16 protein-coding genes, 1 tRNA gene, 1 rRNA gene, 2 pseudogenes and 1 other annotated feature are annotated in these 16,589 nt (G+C 35.7%); of the genes and pseudogenes, 14 read left to right on the top strand and 6 right to left on the bottom strand.

Annotated features, from left to right (window positions below; translation table 11 throughout):
- Positions 1–21 precede the first annotated feature (21 nt).
- The 6 genes from rrf (at position 22) to tsaD (ending at position 3,090) form a co-directional block, all read left to right on the top strand.
- Positions 22–138 (top strand): 5S ribosomal RNA (rrf, locus tag BCI01S_RS22090).
- Between the two features lie 19 nt (positions 139–157).
- Positions 158–231 (top strand) — tRNA-Met (locus BCI01S_RS22085).
- A 213-nt stretch (positions 232–444) separates the two neighbouring features.
- Positions 445–900 (top strand): tRNA (adenosine(37)-N6)-threonylcarbamoyltransferase complex ATPase subunit type 1 TsaE, encoded by a 456-nt coding sequence (gene tsaE / locus BCI01S_RS22080; protein ID WP_047943321.1) that lies wholly within the window; start codon positions 445–447, stop codon positions 898–900.
- Positions 897–1,613: a tRNA (adenosine(37)-N6)-threonylcarbamoyltransferase complex dimerization subunit type 1 TsaB gene (gene tsaB / locus BCI01S_RS22075; RefSeq protein ID WP_047943322.1), complete on the top strand. Its 717-nt coding sequence runs from the start codon at positions 897–899 to the stop codon at positions 1,611–1,613. The genes tsaE and tsaB overlap by 4 nt, the downstream gene beginning before the upstream one ends.
- On the top strand, positions 1,613–2,059 hold the full coding sequence (gene rimI / locus BCI01S_RS22070) for a ribosomal protein S18-alanine N-acetyltransferase (protein WP_047943323.1): 447 nt from the start codon (positions 1,613–1,615) through the stop codon (positions 2,057–2,059). Before tsaB ends, rimI begins: the two co-directional genes overlap by 1 nt.
- Positions 2,056–3,090 (top strand): tRNA (adenosine(37)-N6)-threonylcarbamoyltransferase complex transferase subunit TsaD, encoded by a 1,035-nt coding sequence (gene tsaD, locus BCI01S_RS22065; protein WP_061801108.1) that lies wholly within the window; start codon positions 2,056–2,058, stop codon positions 3,088–3,090. Before rimI ends, tsaD begins: the two co-directional genes overlap by 4 nt.
- A 200-nt stretch (positions 3,091–3,290) precedes the next feature.
- Here the strand turns inward: tsaD and BCI01S_RS22060 are convergent, their stop codons facing one another.
- Entirely contained in the window at positions 3,291–5,219 is a 1,929-nt protein-coding gene (locus BCI01S_RS22060) for an ABC-F family ATP-binding cassette domain-containing protein (RefSeq protein ID WP_047943325.1), read from the bottom strand.
- Positions 5,220–5,358: 139 nt separating this feature from the next.
- Between BCI01S_RS22060 and moaC the strand changes: the two genes are divergently transcribed.
- Together moaC and BCI01S_RS22050 are read left to right on the top strand one after the other, a co-directional pair.
- The gene (moaC, locus tag BCI01S_RS22055; RefSeq protein ID WP_047943326.1) at positions 5,359–5,844 is read left to right on the top strand and encodes a cyclic pyranopterin monophosphate synthase MoaC; all 486 of its coding nucleotides are present in this window, start codon (positions 5,359–5,361) and stop codon (positions 5,842–5,844) included.
- 39 nt (positions 5,845–5,883) lie between these two features.
- A complete protein-coding gene (locus BCI01S_RS22050; RefSeq protein ID WP_047943327.1) occupies positions 5,884–6,564 on the top strand; it encodes a redox-sensing transcriptional repressor Rex in 681 nt (226 codons plus the stop codon).
- Between the two features lie 105 nt (positions 6,565–6,669).
- Here the strand turns inward: BCI01S_RS22050 and BCI01S_RS22045 are convergent, their stop codons facing one another.
- Both BCI01S_RS22045 and BCI01S_RS22040 read right to left on the bottom strand, forming a co-directional pair.
- Positions 6,670–6,891: a YdiK family protein gene (locus tag BCI01S_RS22045; RefSeq protein WP_047943328.1), complete on the bottom strand. Its 222-nt coding sequence runs from the start codon at positions 6,889–6,891 to the stop codon at positions 6,670–6,672.
- A 1-nt stretch (position 6,892) separates the two neighbouring features.
- The gene (locus BCI01S_RS22040; RefSeq protein WP_047943329.1) at positions 6,893–7,627 is read right to left on the bottom strand and encodes a CPBP family intramembrane glutamic endopeptidase; all 735 of its coding nucleotides are present in this window, start codon (positions 7,625–7,627) and stop codon (positions 6,893–6,895) included.
- Positions 7,628–7,982: 355 nt separating this feature from the next.
- On the opposite strand from BCI01S_RS22040, the gene groES reads away from it, so the two are divergent.
- Both groES and groL read left to right on the top strand, forming a co-directional pair.
- Positions 7,983–8,267, top strand: coding sequence for a co-chaperone GroES (groES, locus tag BCI01S_RS22035; RefSeq protein WP_047943330.1), 285 nt, complete (start codon positions 7,983–7,985; stop codon positions 8,265–8,267).
- 73 nt (positions 8,268–8,340) lie between these two features.
- A complete protein-coding gene (groL, locus tag BCI01S_RS22030) occupies positions 8,341–9,975 on the top strand; it encodes a chaperonin GroEL (RefSeq protein WP_047943331.1) in 1,635 nt (544 codons plus the stop codon).
- Between the two features lie 409 nt (positions 9,976–10,384).
- Here groL and BCI01S_RS26395 read toward each other — a convergent pair.
- Positions 10,385–10,663 (bottom strand): annotated as a pseudogene (locus tag BCI01S_RS26395) (tyrosine-type recombinase/integrase); the annotation flags it as partial.
- Between the two features lie 289 nt (positions 10,664–10,952).
- Positions 10,953–11,187: a binding site (T-box leader), on the top strand.
- A 59-nt stretch (positions 11,188–11,246) separates the two neighbouring features.
- Between BCI01S_RS26395 and BCI01S_RS22025 the strand changes: the two are divergent.
- The 3 genes from BCI01S_RS22025 to BCI01S_RS22015 all read left to right on the top strand — a co-directional run bounded on the left by BCI01S_RS22025 (position 11,247) and on the right by BCI01S_RS22015 (position 14,762).
- Positions 11,247–12,596, top strand: coding sequence for an amino acid permease (locus BCI01S_RS22025; protein ID WP_061801107.1), 1,350 nt, complete (start codon positions 11,247–11,249; stop codon positions 12,594–12,596).
- A 279-nt stretch (positions 12,597–12,875) separates the two neighbouring features.
- The gene (locus BCI01S_RS22020; RefSeq protein WP_053215736.1) at positions 12,876–13,679 is read left to right on the top strand and encodes an SMI1/KNR4 family protein; all 804 of its coding nucleotides are present in this window, start codon (positions 12,876–12,878) and stop codon (positions 13,677–13,679) included.
- Positions 13,680–14,366: 687 nt separating this feature from the next.
- Positions 14,367–14,762 (top strand): VOC family protein, encoded by a 396-nt coding sequence (locus tag BCI01S_RS22015; RefSeq protein ID WP_047943333.1) that lies wholly within the window; start codon positions 14,367–14,369, stop codon positions 14,760–14,762.
- Between the two features lie 539 nt (positions 14,763–15,301).
- On the opposite strand, the gene BCI01S_RS25475 is transcribed toward BCI01S_RS22015, so the two are convergent.
- Positions 15,302–15,442, bottom strand: coding sequence for a hypothetical protein (locus tag BCI01S_RS25475; RefSeq protein WP_156485486.1), 141 nt, complete (start codon positions 15,440–15,442; stop codon positions 15,302–15,304).
- A gap of 363 nt (positions 15,443–15,805) precedes the next feature.
- Positions 15,806–16,150 (bottom strand): YcnL family membrane protein, encoded by a 345-nt coding sequence (locus BCI01S_RS22010; RefSeq protein ID WP_061801106.1) that lies wholly within the window; start codon positions 16,148–16,150, stop codon positions 15,806–15,808.
- Positions 16,151–16,332: 182 nt separating this feature from the next.
- Here BCI01S_RS22010 and BCI01S_RS24990 point away from each other — a divergent pair.
- Positions 16,333–16,469, top strand: a pseudogene (locus BCI01S_RS24990) (SMR family transporter); the annotation flags it as partial.
- Positions 16,470–16,589 lie beyond the last annotated feature (120 nt).

Here is a 16,589-nt window from a genome sequence, read left to right as displayed (position 1 = left end):
AATAACCTCAAAAATAAATAGTCTGGTGGCGATAGCGAGAAGGTCACACCCGTTCCCATACCGAACACGGAAGTTAAGCTTCTCAGCGCCGATGGTAGTTGGGGGTTCTCCCCCTGTGAGAGTAGGACGTCGCCAGGCTTTTATTATTTTATATCGTCGCGGGGTGGAGCAGTCTGGTAGCTCGTCGGGCTCATAACCCGAAGGTCGCAGGTTCAAATCCTGTCCCCGCAATCAAACAATGAAAAATCCTTAGGAATGAAACCTAAGGATTTTTTTGTTCGTCTAGGAATTCTTTAAATGGAGAGACTGTGGATAACTAAATAAAAATAAAATCGCAAGATCAGAAGGTTTTCCACAAAAAACAAAAGACTACCTTTAGACTCAGTGGGTAATTGAGTATAATAAAAGATAATACCATTATTAAATTTGTATTAGGAGTAATTTATGAATAACTTTGAATGGAAGGCAGATACTGCGGAAGGAACGATTGATTTTGCTGAGCGGATTGCATGGCTTTTACAAGCAGGAGATGTAATCACTTTAGAAGGTGATTTAGGTGCTGGCAAAACAACTTTTACAAAAGGAATAGCGAAAGGGTTAGGGATAACTAAAACAGTTAATAGTCCTACCTTTACAATAATTAAAGAGTATCAAGGGAAATTACCATTGTATCATATGGATGTTTATCGCTTAAAGGATAGCGATGAGGATTTAGGATTTGATGAGTATTTCGAGGGTGAAGGCGTTACAGTAGTGGAATGGGCTCATTTGATTGAGGAGCAGTTACCAGTGGATTATCTGCAGATTAACTTATACTATGATAATACATCGGGAAGAAAAATTGTCTTATCACCTAAGGGCTCCCGTTATATGCAATTATGTAAGGAGTTATTTTCATGAAGATATTAGCAATAGATACATCAAATTTTGTATTAGGGGTTGCCTTATATGAGAATGGGAAGGTAATCGGGGAGTATATTACAAACCTAAAAAAGAATCATTCGATTAGAGCAATGCCAGCAATTGAACAGTTAATGAAGGACTGTGATATAAAACCAAAGGATCTTTCTAAAATTGTGGTAGCAAAAGGTCCAGGATCTTATACAGGTGTGCGTATTGGTGTTACCATTGCGAAAACGCTGGCTTGGACGTTAAACATCCCACTCGTAGGTGTTTCTAGTTTAGAAGTGCTTGCTGCATCTGTGGGAAGATACTTTGATGGATATGTTTCTCCCTTATTTGATGCGAGAAGAGGACAGATTTACACAGGGCTTTATCAATTTAGCAGAAATGATATCGAGATCGTAAAAAATGATCAGTTAATCCTTTCAACTGATTGGATAGAGGAACTTGTCCCATTAAAACAGCGAATATTGTTTGTAGGAAATGACTTACCTATACACCAAGATATCTTAACAGAAGGATTAGGAGAGTTTGCTCAGTTAACAGATGCTGTGGACTTTAATCCTAGACCGTCGATTCTTGCAATGTTAGGGGAAGCTAGAGAGGGAGAAGCGATACATACGTTTACCCCTAATTATATTCGCTTAGCAGAAGCAGAGGCAAATTGGCTGAAGGCAAATAAAATAGAGAAAAAGGAAGACAGGGGATAATGTCAACATTTGAATTTCGCAATATGACAGTCGCGGATATCGATGATGTTTTTAAAATTGAAACGATTTCTTTTAGTACTCCATGGAGCAAAGAGGCTTTTTATAATGAGCTGACCCAAAATCGGTTTGCAAAATATATTGTCATCCAATATGAAGACGAGCTTGTTGGATATTGTGGTGTGTGGATTGTTGTAGATGAAGCACATATTACAAATATCGCTATTCTGCCTGATTTTAGAGGGAAAAAACTTGGTGAAATGCTGCTCACAAAGATTATGGATGAAGCAAGGAAGCTTGGTGCAACTACTATGACACTAGAAGTTCGTGTAACAAATAAAGTAGCACAAAATTTATATAGAAAACTTGGATTTCAAAATGGAGCAATTAGAAAGAAGTATTATACAGATAATCTAGAAGATGCTTTAGTAATGTGGGTGAAATTATGAAGAATAATAATGTAATAATAATGGGCATGGAAACAAGCTGTGATGAGACGGCTGTTTCTATTGTAAAAAACGGAACAGAAATCCTTTCTAATATTGTTTCTTCTCAAATAGAAAGTCATAAACGATTTGGCGGAGTAGTTCCAGAAATTGCTTCAAGACATCATGTGGAGCAGATTACGCTTGTGATTGAAGAGGCCCTCTCGAAAGCACAGATAAGCTATGAGGACATAGATGCTATTGCTGTAACGGAAGGTCCTGGTTTAGTCGGTGCTCTTTTAATAGGTGTAAATGCAGCTAAAGCAATAAGTTTTGCACATGATATCCCCTTAGTTGGTGTACATCATATTGCTGGGCATATTTATGCTAATCGACTTGTGGATAACTTAGAATTCCCTTTATTAGCGCTTGTGGTTTCTGGTGGTCATACCGAATTAGTATTAATGAAAGAGCATGGTCACTTTGAGGTTATTGGAGAAACAAGGGATGATGCGGCTGGCGAAGCATATGATAAAGTCGCAAGAACGCTCCAGCTTCCTTATCCAGGTGGTCCTCATATCGATCGATTAGCAAGCGAGGGAGACCCAAAAGCCGTAAAGCTGCCACGGGCATGGATAGAAGGCACGTATGATTTTAGTTTCAGTGGATTAAAATCTGCAGTTATCAACACTGTGCATAACGCTGAACAACGTGGAGAAGTTATTAGACCAGAGGACTTGGCTGCTAGTTTTCAGGAAAGTGTAGTGGATGTATTAGTTTCAAAGACTATGGAAGCAGCAAAGGAATACAAGGTAAAACAAGTTGTATTAGCGGGCGGTGTTGCTGCTAACAAGGGTTTAAGAACAGTACTTGCAGAGAAATTTGAACAGTTAGAATCTGTAAAGTTAACCATTCCTCCATTATCTTTATGCACAGATAATGCAGCAATGATTGCAGCAGCCGGTACCATTTTCTTCGAAAAAGGACAGCGGGCACAATTGGATTTAAACGGAAATCCAGGATTAGATATAACTATCCACAATGAAAAGGAATAAGCCTTTTTACTTATATGCATAGAAAAGAGTAATTGTGAATAAATATGATGTTATATACATAAAATGTGGATAATGTGTATAACTTATTATTGTCTTGTGGATAATGTGGGTAAATATGTGGAAAGCTTATATAATAACTCTTTAATATGTGGATAATAATGTGGAAAAAAAGTACTGGGTATTGGCATACCCAGTACTTTTTACTTATCTGACAATTCGGTCCATTCATCCATCAAACGATCAATTTGACCTTTTAACTGTTCAAGGCTGTTATTTAGTTCTAAAACCTTGGCATGGTCCTGAAAAATTTCAGGTTCACATAGGAGATTTTCCTGTTCCGATACTTTTAGTTCTAGTTCTTCGATCGTTGTTTCAATTTCTTCAATTCTTCTTATTCTTTGTCTTTCTAGCTTTTTGGCTTCCTTATCCATCTGGTAAGATGTTTTGTCTTCTGTACCATTGTCACGTTCAACCTGAATAGAAGCCGTTGCTTCCAATGCTTTAATCTCTGCTTGTTCTAACTTCTTTTCCACATAATAATCGTAGTCACCTAAGAATTCTGTAGATCCCTCTGCACTTAATTCAATCACTTTTGTTGCGATTCTATTTATAAAATAACGATCATGTGAAACAAATAAAATGGTGCCCGGATAATCAATTAGAGCATTTTCAAGTACTTCTTTACTATCTAAATCTAAATGGTTAGTTGGCTCGTCCAATATTAATACATTGGGTTTTTCCATCATTAATTTGGACAATGCTAAACGCGCTTTTTCCCCGCCGCTTAATGAGTTAACTGTTTTTAAAACATCATCACCTGAGAATAAGAAGTTACCAAGTACTGTTCGGATATCTTTTTCAGGAGTTAGTGGAAAATCATCCCATAATTCATTTAATACGCGTTTGTTTGATGTCAATTCCGCTTGTTCTTGATCATAGTAGCCGATCATTACATTTGATCCAAGTGAAATGGAGCCAGCATGCTTTGGCAGCTTTTCAATAATTGTCTTTAATAAAGTAGATTTACCAACACCGTTTGGTCCGACTAATGCCACACTATCTCCTCGTTTTATTTGGAAGGATATGTGTTTGGATACAGTATTATCTTTATAACCAATAGAAAGATCATCCATTTTTAAAACATCATTTCCTGTTTGTTTTGTAATTTCAAACCCAAAAGAAGCTGATTTTTCATTTCCGTCTGGACGATCCATCCGTTCCATTTTATCCAATGTCTTTCTACGGCTTTGTGCTCTTTTGGTAGTAGATGCACGTGCTAAGTTTTTTTGAATAAATGTTTCTAGTTTGGCAATTTCATCTTGCTGCTTTTCATAAAGTTTCATTTCACGCTCATAATTTTCTGCTTTTTGCTCAAGATAACCGCTATAGTTACCGAGAAACTTTTGAATATGATGTCTAGATATTTCATAGACTTGTGTTACTACTTTGTCAAGGAAGTAACGGTCATGGGAAACGATTAATACGGCTCCTTTATAGCCTTGCAAGTATTGCTCTAACCAGGAAAGTGTTTCAATATCTAAATGGTTAGTCGGCTCATCTAGAATTAAAATATCTGGTGTCGTAAGAAGCAGTTTAGCTAATGCCAGTCTTGTTTTCTGGCCACCACTTAAAGAGGAAATTTTAGTACTGTAATCGAATGTATTAAAGTTAAGTCCGTGTAAAACGGAACGTATATCTGCTTCGTATTGATAGCCGCCACTTTCCTTAAAATCGTATTGCAGATTGTCATATTCTTTTAAAATTTTCTCAAAAGCATCTGGGTTCTCGATAGTGCCAGGATCCGACATCTGTCGTTCCAGTTTTCTTAAATGCTTCTCTTTTATTTGAAGTTCATGGAATACAGTTAACATCTCATCCCAAATGGAAAGACTTGATTCCAGCCCTGTATTTTGGGCGAGATAGCCTATTTCGACATTTTTCGGTTTTATGATTTCACCAGAGTCATGAGACAGTTGTCCAGCAATTATTTTTAATAAGGTAGACTTCCCAGCACCATTTCTTCCCACGAGAGCGATTCTATCTCTTGCTTGTACTTCTAATTTTATATTTGATAAGATAAGTTCAGCTCCAAAGTGCTTGGTTAGCTGATTTACTTGTAATAGTATCATTTCTTCACCTCAGGGGATTATGTACCATAAGTGTAACCTAAAAATACGTTATACTGCAATAAAGGTGAAATGGGAAAAAAGTGATAATAAATACACATTCTCTTTAAAATAGTGTATCATTTTGCTTAGAGGTGTTATTATGGGGGAGTTTACACATTTTAATCATGAGGGCCGTGCAAAAATGGTTGATATCTCAGAAAAAAGTGAAACCGTTCGCATAGCTGTTGCTCAATCTAGCATTAAAGTAAGGGAAGAAATCTATCAGAAAATCACAAATCTAGAAATCAAAAAAGGGGATGTCTTAGCTGTTGGGCAAGTGGCAGGAATTATGGCTGCTAAGAAAACGGCTGATATTATCCCTATGTGTCACCCAATTATGTTGAAGGGTGTCGATATATCGTTTCGATGGGAAGAAGAGGCAGGATTTTTCCACCTAATTATTTCAGCAACGGTAAAGACAGTTGGGAGTACGGGTGTGGAAATGGAAGCCTTAACTGCTGCTTCTGTCACAGCGTTAACTATTTATGATATGTGTAAAAGCATGGATAAAGGGATGGTAATTGGGCACACCTATTTAGTCGAGAAATCGGGTGGAAAAAGCGGCAATTACAAAAGAGAGCAGTAGAAATAACTGCTAATTTTTAAATATAGGTAGGGGATAAGTATGCATAATGAAGTAATGAAAATACCGCAGGCAACAGCGAAGCGGTTACCATTATATTATCGTTTTTTAAAAAACTTGCATTCATCGGGAAAGCAGAGAGTTTCTTCCGCTGAATTAAGTGAAGCAGTCAAGGTTGATTCTGCTACGATAAGACGGGATTTTTCATATTTTGGTGCTCTTGGAAAAAAAGGATATGGTTATAATGTAAACTATTTATTGTCATTTTTCCGTAAAACATTAGATCAAGATGAACTAACAAAGGTTGCTTTAATTGGTGTTGGTAATCTGGGGGTTGCCTTTTTAAAATATAACTTCTTAAAAAATAATAACACAAAAATAGAAGTGGGATTCGATGTGATAGAAGAAAAGATTGGCACTTTAGTGAACGATGTGCCGATTCATCATATGGATGATCTAGAGAAAGTTCTGCAAGAAAATGGAGTAGAAGTGGCGATATTAACGGTTCCTGCAAGTGCTGCTCAGATAATTACTGATCGTTTAGTGGAAAGTAATATTAAAGGGATATTGAACTTTACTCCTGCTCGTCTAAATGTGCCATCAAATGTACGAGTTCATCATATTGACTTAGCAGTAGAGCTGCAATCTCTTGTTTATTTCTTAAAACATTATCCTACTCCGGATGCGGAAGTAGAAGTAGAGGCTGAGGAAACGGAAGAATAAAAAGGAAATGCGTGTATAAGAGTGTAGAGGGAACTACATTCTTATACACGCATTTTTTTGAGAAATTTTTGCTCGTTGATTTCCAACAGAAGCCAACGGACTTGATTATTGTTTTGGTTTTTTAGTGTCGCGTTGGTTTTTTTTCAGGAAAAAGTGAAAATTGATTAGCTTAATTCCTGAACCGATATCAAAGGTCGCGAGGATGACTAGTAAATATGTATAAAATCCCCATTCTTGGTTTCGTTGTAAATCATGTACTGCAAAGTATATAAAGAAAGCTCCGAATATAATATATAGAACTCCTGAAAATAGCGGTGATCTTCTCATTTTATAAAAATCCTCCAATAAAGTGTGTGACGCCTGAGTACTTTTCCTGCCATTCGATAATTCTATCATAGTTTAATTGCATGATAACTACGAATGAATTCATTGCGACATGGGCGAAGATTGGCACAAGAATCCTTTTGGTCCTCACATATAGGAAAGCAAATGTAAATCCCATGCTTGCATATAGTAGAATATGGGAGAAATCTCTATGAGCAACCGCAAAGATAAGGGAGCTAATTAGTGCAGAGATAAAAAATCCGAACCGCTTATATAGGGAACCGAAAATAATTTTACGAAACACAATTTCCTCGAGAATGGGTCCAATCATACTTACTACGATAATGACAAGAGGTGCAGCATTAATAAGCTGCATGATTTGCTCTGTGTTTTCCGATCCAGCTTCTATGCCTAATAGTCGTTCGATTATGCCTGCGAAGGTTTGTGCAAATAAAGATAGAAAAATGCCCCCGATTGCCCAGCCGATAGAAGAAGGAATATTCATCATATCGGAACGCATTGGATTTCTCATTTCTTTTCTTAACAGAAAAAGACAGATTATAAGGGTAACGACAAAACTAAATATCAACCAAATAACGTTAGATTGGAATTGAATCGCTTTAGATGCTGGGTTATACCCAAGCAAACCAGCGATAAAAAGAATAACAGGAACTCCAACAAAAGTAGAGAGCTGCATGGCAATGTAAGCTATTATGATAATCCAATATTCTTTTTTCAAAATAAAAGCTCCTTTAAATAAATATGGTTTAAAAGTTTGTGACATAGGAATTATATCTAAGCTGATCTGTTCATATTATATTGAAGATAACAGACAATCATACTTTCTATTCTACTAATAAGGAGTGTCTTGTTTCAAATAGTAGCAACTAAAATAATAGAAAGAATGAATATTTAAGGCGTAAAGGTATATACTTTGTAAGGGCAAAAGAAACTAGAAAAAAATTTACGAAAAAATAAGTCTTGTCTCTTGCATTCTGAGAAAAGATTAATTAATATAATAATTGTGTTAGCACTCATTGTGATTGAGTGCTAATAATAAAAAATTTGTATATAATTTGAGGAGGTTGTTTCACTTGTTAAAGCCATTAGGAGATCGCATTATTATTGAGCTTGTTGAAACAGAAGAAAAAACTGCAAGTGGTATCGTATTACCAGACTCTGCTAAAGAAAAGCCTCAAGAAGGTAAAGTAGTAGCTGTAGGAACTGGTCGTGTACTAGACAACGGAGAACGTGCTGCGCTTGAAGTATCTGTTGATGACCGCATTATCTTCTCAAAATACTCTGGTACTGAAGTGAAGTACGAAGGGAAAGAATATTTAATCCTTCGCGAAAGCGACATTTTAGCTATTATTGGCTAACTTTATTTTAACATAAGAGATTACTGAATTATAAAAATACATGAGATAACAATACTTGAGGAGGTTTTTCAAAATGGCTAAAGATATTAAATTTAGTGAAGAAGCTCGCCGTGCAATGCTGCGTGGGGTAGACGCTCTAGCAGACGCTGTTAAAGTAACGCTTGGACCAAAAGGACGTAACGTGGTTCTTGAAAAAAAATATGGTTCACCACTTATTACAAATGATGGTGTAACAATTGCAAAAGAAATCGAATTAGAAGATGCATTCGAAAACATGGGTGCAAAACTAGTTGCAGAAGTAGCAAGCAAAACAAATGATGTTGCTGGAGACGGTACAACAACAGCAACAGTTCTAGCACAAGCAATGATCCGCGAAGGACTTAAAAACGTTACTGCTGGAGCTAACCCAATGGGTATCCGCAAAGGGATGGACAGAGCAATCTCAACTGCGATTGAGGAATTAAAAGCTATCTCTAAACCAATCGAAGGCAAAGCTTCTATTGCACAAGTTGCTGCTATTTCTTCTGCAGATGAAGAAGTAGGACAATTAATTGCTGAAGCAATGGAACGCGTTGGTAACGACGGTGTTATCACAATCGAAGAATCAAAAGGTTTCACTACTGAGCTAGACGTAGTAGAAGGTATGCAGTTCGACCGTGGATATGTATCACCTTACATGGTAACTGACTCAGATAAAATGGAAGCTGTTCTTGAAAATCCATATATCTTAATTACAGATAAAAAGATTACAAACATTCAAGAAATTTTACCAGTGTTAGAGCAAGTTGTTCAACAAGGTAAACCATTATTAATCGTTGCAGAAGACGTTGAAGGCGAAGCGAATGCTACATTAGTATTAAACAAACTTCGCGGTACTTTCACTGCAGTAGCTGTTAAAGCTCCTGGATTCGGTGATCGTCGTAAAGCAATGCTAGAAGATATCGCTGTTTTAACAGGTGGTCAAGTAATCACAGAAGATCTTGGCTTAGAGCTTAAGACAACATCTATTGAATCTTTAGGACGCGCTGCAAAAGTAGTAATCACAAAAGAGACTACTACAATTGTAGAAGGTGCTGGTTCAACAGAAGATATCCAAGCACGTGTAAACCAAATCCGTGTTCAATTAGAAGAAACTACTTCTGAATTTGACCGTGAAAAATTACAAGAACGTCTTGCAAAACTTTCTGGCGGTGTAGCAGTAGTGAAAGTTGGAGCTGCAACAGAAACAGAATTAAAAGAACGCAAACTACGTATCGAAGATGCTCTAAACTCTACTCGCGCTGCTGTGGAAGAAGGTATCGTAGCAGGTGGTGGTACAGCACTTCTAAACGTATACAATAAAGTAGCTGCTATCCAAGCAGAAGGCGACGAAGCAACTGGTATCAACATCGTTCTACGCGCGATCGAAGAACCAGTTCGTCAAATCGCATTCAACGCAGGTCTAGAAGGATCCGTAATCGTTGAGAAATTGAAAAACGAACCAGTGGGAACAGGATTCAACGCTGCTAACGGCGAATGGGTAAACATGATCGAAGCTGGTATCGTTGATCCAACTAAAGTTACTCGTTCTGCCTTACAAAACGCAGGTTCAGTTGCTGCTATGTTCTTAACAACAGAAGCTGTAGTTGCTGACAAGCCAGAACCAGCTGGTCAAGGTGCTGCAATGCCTGACATGGGTGGCATGGGCGGAATGGGCGGCATGATGTAATCTACCCCTTGAACCCTTGATAGATAAGGATTTGTTGGTAAGATGAGAATGATTTGCTAACATAGAGGTTTATAACGGAGGCTTCTCATGAGTTCTGTGAACTTTTGGGAAGCTTCTTTTTTCTGTCTTTAGTAATGTGAAGATAAATTTGTGTAGTTGTTTCATCTTCTGTATGTCCCAATCGATCCATGATTTGAAGTAATTCAACTCCTGTCAGCTAAAAGAGAAGTGTGTGTATGCTTTAATGAATGAGGGCTTAATGTTTTTTTGTGGATATCTGGCGTTTTCTTTAATAAGCTCTCCATTCGATTTTCAATTGTCTTAATAAAATGTGGATAACCAAAATAAGGCGCATTTAGTCTTCCAAAAACGAAATCTTTATCATAATAGTCTTTCCCTAATTGTAGTTTTATTTTCTTTTGGGGAAGTTGATGTTTTTTAGTGTATTATTAACTTCTTCCACTTCTATTTTTCGAATTGATCCTTTTTTTGGAGGAAGTAGTTGAAAGTTCTTTGTATTATAATACGTTTTATTAACATTAATGGTATGTTCTTCAAATTCAATATCTTTCCATTTAAGGGTCAATAATTCCCCAGCTCGCAATCCAGTCCAAGCAAGAGTTAAGAAAATTACATAGTCATCTGGATGTTCCGAATTTTTAGCTGCATCAAGGAATATTTTTAACTCATCATTTTCAAGGTGAAGGTCATCTTTCTCTTTCCAAAAGAAAGATTGTGAAGAATTGACTTAGTCACTAACCGGGGAGCTTTACTTGTTGCCGCTTGCAAGTTTTCCCGGGGATTAGGCATCAGATTATATTTTAGATAGTATTTTCCTGATTTATTTATATAACTATGTCACCACATTTTTCTTATGATTTGTTTCTTTTAATTTATTATCTTGAAAAAAATATTGACAAATTCACGTATTGTCCGTATAGTATTGGATATTATAAAAAATATTCAGATATAATTTTCACAACGCAAAGATCAGGAGTAGTAAAAGCTCATTATTCGGTTAAGAGAGCTGCGGGTTGGTGCAACGCAGTCCAATGATACTTTGAACTTGCCTGGGAGTGGTAAAGCGAAAGATTAGAGTTCATCTATTCCTGGTTTTAACGATTGACCTTCGTTACAAGGTTTTTAAAGTAGGGTTCGAAAAGGGCCAATAAGAGTGGTACCGCGGTAAGCTTAAGGCATATCGTCTCTTTCTTCATAATCAAATGAAGAAGGGACGATATGCCTTTTATGATTTTTTTGGAGGTTAGGATATGGAAACGGATAAACGGAATTTACAAAGGACAATGACTTCAAGGCATATTACGATGATGGCATTAGGTGGAGCCATTGGGGCAGGTTTATTTAAAGGAAGCAGTTCAGCAATTGATATGGCAGGTCCATCCACAATAATTGCCTACTTGATAGGGGGCATCATTCTATTATTCATCATGCAAGGTTTAGCTGAAATGGCGGTCCGTAATAGCGGTGCAAGAACATTCAGGGATCTTGTCCAATCTATTTTAGGAAAGTATCCTGCCTATTTCCTTGATTGGATCTATTGGAAAATGTGGGTATTGAACATCACGGCCGAATCAATCGTTGCGGCTATTTTCATTCAATATTGGCTGCCTGAATATCCAATCTGGATACTGGCATTAGCTGTTTCGGTGTTAGTTACAGCAATCAACTTGCTATCAGTAAAGGTTTTTGCTGAAACGGAGTACTGGCTTGCTTTAATTAAAATAACCGTCATCATTGTGTTCATCATGGCTGGATTATTGTTGCTGCTCGTTACTTTTGGTGATCATACAGCAGTTGGTTTCTCTAACTTGACTGATCATGGCGGTTTCTTTCCGAATGGATCAACTGGTTTAATCACGGCGATGCTGGTGGTAATTTATTCATATGGCGGGACAGAAATTATCGGGGTCACATTGGCAGAAACGAAAAATCCCGAAAAAGTAGTTCCAAAAGCCGTTCGGAGTACATTGGTCAGAATCATTTCTTTCTATATCATTCCATTTTTTATCATTGTTAGTTTAATGCCTTGGAACGAAGTAAACGGGGTGCCTGAAAGTCCGTTTGTGATGGTCTTTCAAATGATAGGGATTCCAGGTGCTGACCATATTATGAACGCCGTTGTTCTAATAGCGATTATTTCATCGATGAATTCTGGATTGTATGGTTCATCCCGCGTTCTATATACGCAAGCCGTGGACGGCCGCATTCCGAAAATTTTTTCAAGTTTATCGAAGAAGAAAGTTCCTGTTTTTGCAATATTAATTTGTACTTCTACTTTATTTGGCGGTGTACTGATTTCCTTATTTGCTGGAAGCAAGACCTTCGATTTTCTGATGGGATCACTGGGATATACCGTATTATTCATCTGGTTGATCATTGCCTTCGCCCATTTGAAATCACGTAAACAACAGCCTGGAAAAACAAGCGCCTATTCAGTTAAATGGTTCCCATATACGACTTGGGCTGCGATTATCGCTTTAATTATGATCCTGATTGGAATCATTCTCACGACATCCATCATCGTAACGATCATAACACTTTTCATCTACATCTTTATTACCTTAACGTATGTATGGAAAAGACGCCTTAACAAAATCTAGCAGAAGTGATAATTAAATAGTTCAATAGGGAGCGAAAATTTCTTATAAAAAAGTCAAAGAGTTATTAATAGATAATCCATTTTGAATAATCTTTCTTCAAAATGGATTTTTTGTATTCTTTGATAAAATAAAAAGCAAATATATTTTAATCAATCTTTATTTCGAAGCTACAGAAAGGAATATCTATCTATAATAAAGAAAACTCCTATTAGTAAGTAGTAAGGAAGGGAGGAAAGAAAGTATGAACGGACAATTTTTAAAAAAAGAGGGAGAAAAAATATGAATATTTGGAAGGGTGGGGCTAATGATTATACGTTAGATGACTTAGTTCAAGATGATATTATACTTGCAGAAAAACATTTTAATGTAAAATTACCTAAATCATATATTGATTTATTAAAAATTAAAAATGGTGGAACATTACAATATAATGCGCTACCATTCAAACAGAATCATGAGGAAGATGACAATTATATTATAATAGAGTATTTATTTGGAATTAAGCAGGGTGAGGGAATATTTCAAACGAAATACTTTGTGGAAGAATGGCAAATTGAACGAGAAAATATAATAATACTTAGTGGAGAGGGTCATGAGTGGCTAGCATTAGATTATAATGAGTCTTCTTCTAATCCAAGTGTAATTTACATATTTTCAGAGGAAAATGAATTTATCCGCTTATTCGATTCATTTGATGAAATGTTAGATAATTTGTACATATATGAGGAAGAGGAGGAAGAAGTAGATGGTGCTATCGTTTTCACCTTAGAAGAAGCCAGAGAACTAATAAAAAGTAGTGATACTACGGATGTTTTAAATGGTATCAGTGCTTATGAAAAATTATATGGTGAAGATGGAAAAGTTCTTAATGAACAACTTCAGAATTTATTAGTTTTAATAAAAAGTGAAAATGAAATTATTTCAAATGAAGCAGGAAGATCTGCATGGTATTTAATAACCTATGAGTTAACAAACGATAAACAATTCATAAATAAAATAGTAAGAATATATGAGGAAAGTACAAATCCAGTATTTAAACTATTTAGAGAACAGATATTAGAATATATAGAAGGTAATAAGTAATTGGATATTATATGTATAGCAAAACAGTCATCGTAAAAGATGACTGTTTATTGTTTGTAGGAGAAATTTGGAAATTGGAGCATCTTGGTTGGATCAGCAACACTAGCAGAGGGTTTTTAGTCTTCCAAAATATACAAGTTATTTACAATATGATTAAGTATTTTAGTGATCTTATAAGCCTTTTATATTCAAGGGTAATCCCTATTATTTTCAAAATCGTTCAATTGCTGATGAGAACTTCTTACCTGTTGAGCAACATATTTCTGCATTAATCCTTTAGCCTTTCTTATTACACCTATCTGAGATTTCATATTTTAAACTTCCTTATGGCTAACTTCCTATTTATTTTCATTATTCCAACATTATTCCTTCTGTCTTATAAAAGTATGTAGATAACGTAATTTATTATAAAAAAGCCAGCATGTATTTGTAATATGAAGCTTCCAGTTAAAAAACAATGGATAATTCATTCCTAACTAAAAGGCATGTAAGAATGGATGGTCGGAGATGAGAAGAGTTGCAGAGAGCATTTTAAAAAGGAATATTAGCTTTGCCCAATTTTAACCAACAAAAAACAAATAAAATATTTTTCTAAGGATATTCTCAAAGAATGTTGTTTTTAAATAATTGTAACTCTAAAATTATCTGATAAAATAATCGATATAGATTAGAAAAGGAGGCCATCTATTGTCAAAAGGTCTTATTCACCATATTGAAATATATGTTTCAAATTTGAAAAGTTCAATCGCTTTTTGGGGGTGGTTTTTAGAGGAATTAGGATATGAGTCTTTTCAGTCGTGGGAAAGTGGACATAGCTGGAAAATTGGAGAGACATATATTGTTTTCGTACAAGCAGAAGAACGGTTTATGGACATACCTTACCATAGATGTCGGGTAGGACTAAACCATTTGGCATTCCACGCAAGTTCTCGTCAACAAATAGACGATATGACAAGAAAGTTAGAACGAAAGGGTGTTAAGATCCTTTATACCGACAAACATCCCTATGCAGGAGGGGAAAAACATTACGCGGTTTATTTTGAAGATCCGGATAGAATTAAGGTTGAATTGGTAGCCCCTTGACCACTATATTTATAGAGCTTTTAACATCTCAACAGTAGTGTAACTGGATTTTTGACATGCTAAAATAGTATTTCATTAAAGAATAGAACATTTATAAGGAATAAAAAGTGATGGAAAAACTCCATCACTTTATAGGCTTCTCATCAGTTCACCAAGCTTTTGGGAGGCTTCTTTTTTTCTGTCATTAGTAATGTGTATGTTCCTACCGGTCCATGATTTGAAGTAATTCATTTCCTGCTTCTGCTAAAAGAAAAGTGTGTATGTCTTAATGAATGAGGGGTTAATTGTTTGTGGATAGCTGGCGTTAATGGTATGTTCTCCAAAGTCAATACCTTTCCACTTAAAGGCTTATAATCCTCCAGCCCGCAATCTAGGTATAGGCAAGAATTAAGAAAATTACATAGTCATTTGGAGATTCGAGCTTTTGGCTGCATCAAGGAATATCATCATTTTTAATCCTTCGGGAGGGAGAGAAGGAAAGGCATAATTGTTTCATAAAAGTAAATCAATAAAGGTTCCAATGTATTACTGTACAAAATTTAATAAGCCCAGCACGGAACTGGATGTTCTGAACCACCACAGTCAGAAATCATTGGTTTCACATCTGAACCAAATACTGGTGATGACACAGAGAAAATTAATCCAAAAACCATTGTAATTTTCAAGAGATTTTTTTTCATGAATTCACCGCCTTTCAAACGTAATAAGTATATTTATGGTATATCAAATACTGGAATTATTAAAGGAATAGAATTCCACAAAAAACTAAAAGATTCGACATGAAGTGAAAACAGATAACTAAAGTGAAGCAAGGAGGAGTAAAGTTGGCTAAGGTTTTAGACGATGTCGTGGGAGTATGGTGTTTTTGTTTGATATAGAAAATGAAGACATCGTTTTCATGAAATTAACAAGAATTAGATACGGAAATATGTGATGGACGAAAGCTAATAGTTAAACGTAAGGAAAGTAGATAACAGCTGTGCAATCGGAAAGAAAAGCTCTAATTTAATACAAAAAGCGTGAGAGAATTCACGCTTCTATTATTACTGACGTTTTTTTAATTGGAGATTCCCTTTAAAGATAATAACAGCATTGAAAGCTTCATATAAAGCATAAACGGGATAGCAAAATGCTAGGAAAATTATTGCTGTGGGGATTTTTTCCACAACAGGAAAGAAGTTAGTTAAAAAGTTTTTGACAGTGACACCAAGTAAAATAAAGAGAGGAATTATGATTATTGCTACTAAAATTAATATTGGTGTCATCTTCGTTTCTTTTAACTTGGCCTTACAATGCGGGCATTTCATATTAAATGGTGATGGAAAATCTTCAAAATGTTCGATTGTAAGAGATTTATTACAGTTAGGGCATGGGGTAGATGTTTTCATAATTCATTTCTTTCTCCTTAGTATAGTTTTAAATACATTATAAGTTGTAATTATTTTAATAGAAAGTAAATTTTATACAAAAATCAACTTAAATGAACAGTACAAAACTTATCCGCAGAAAGGAGAGTAAGAGATGATCAATAAAGAAGTATGTTGACGAGAACTTCTAGACTATAGTTGGTTTATTTAGCTCAGGGTTTGGCTTACGTTTTATTTTACTTGCCTATGTAATGGAAATCCAATGGGAACAGCGTATGTAATATGGACTGGAATAGGTGCATCTGGAGGACCAATTTTAGGAATGGTATTATATAATGAAAGGAACAGAATTTGCTATTAATCAAAGTTGTGCGGACATGGAAGAAGATGAAAACCCTATATCAACCAAATAGAAAAAATTCGCAGGATTTACATTCATAATTTAAAAGAATTAGTATAA

Origin of the sequence: Niallia circulans NBRC 13626 (genome assembly GCF_001591585.1) — a bacterium.
In the GTDB taxonomy this organism is placed as follows: Bacteria; Bacillota; Bacilli; order Bacillales; family Cytobacillaceae; genus Niallia; species Niallia circulans.
The sequence above is the reverse complement of the archived record's forward strand: the minus strand, read 5'-3'. Positions and strand labels throughout refer to the sequence as shown.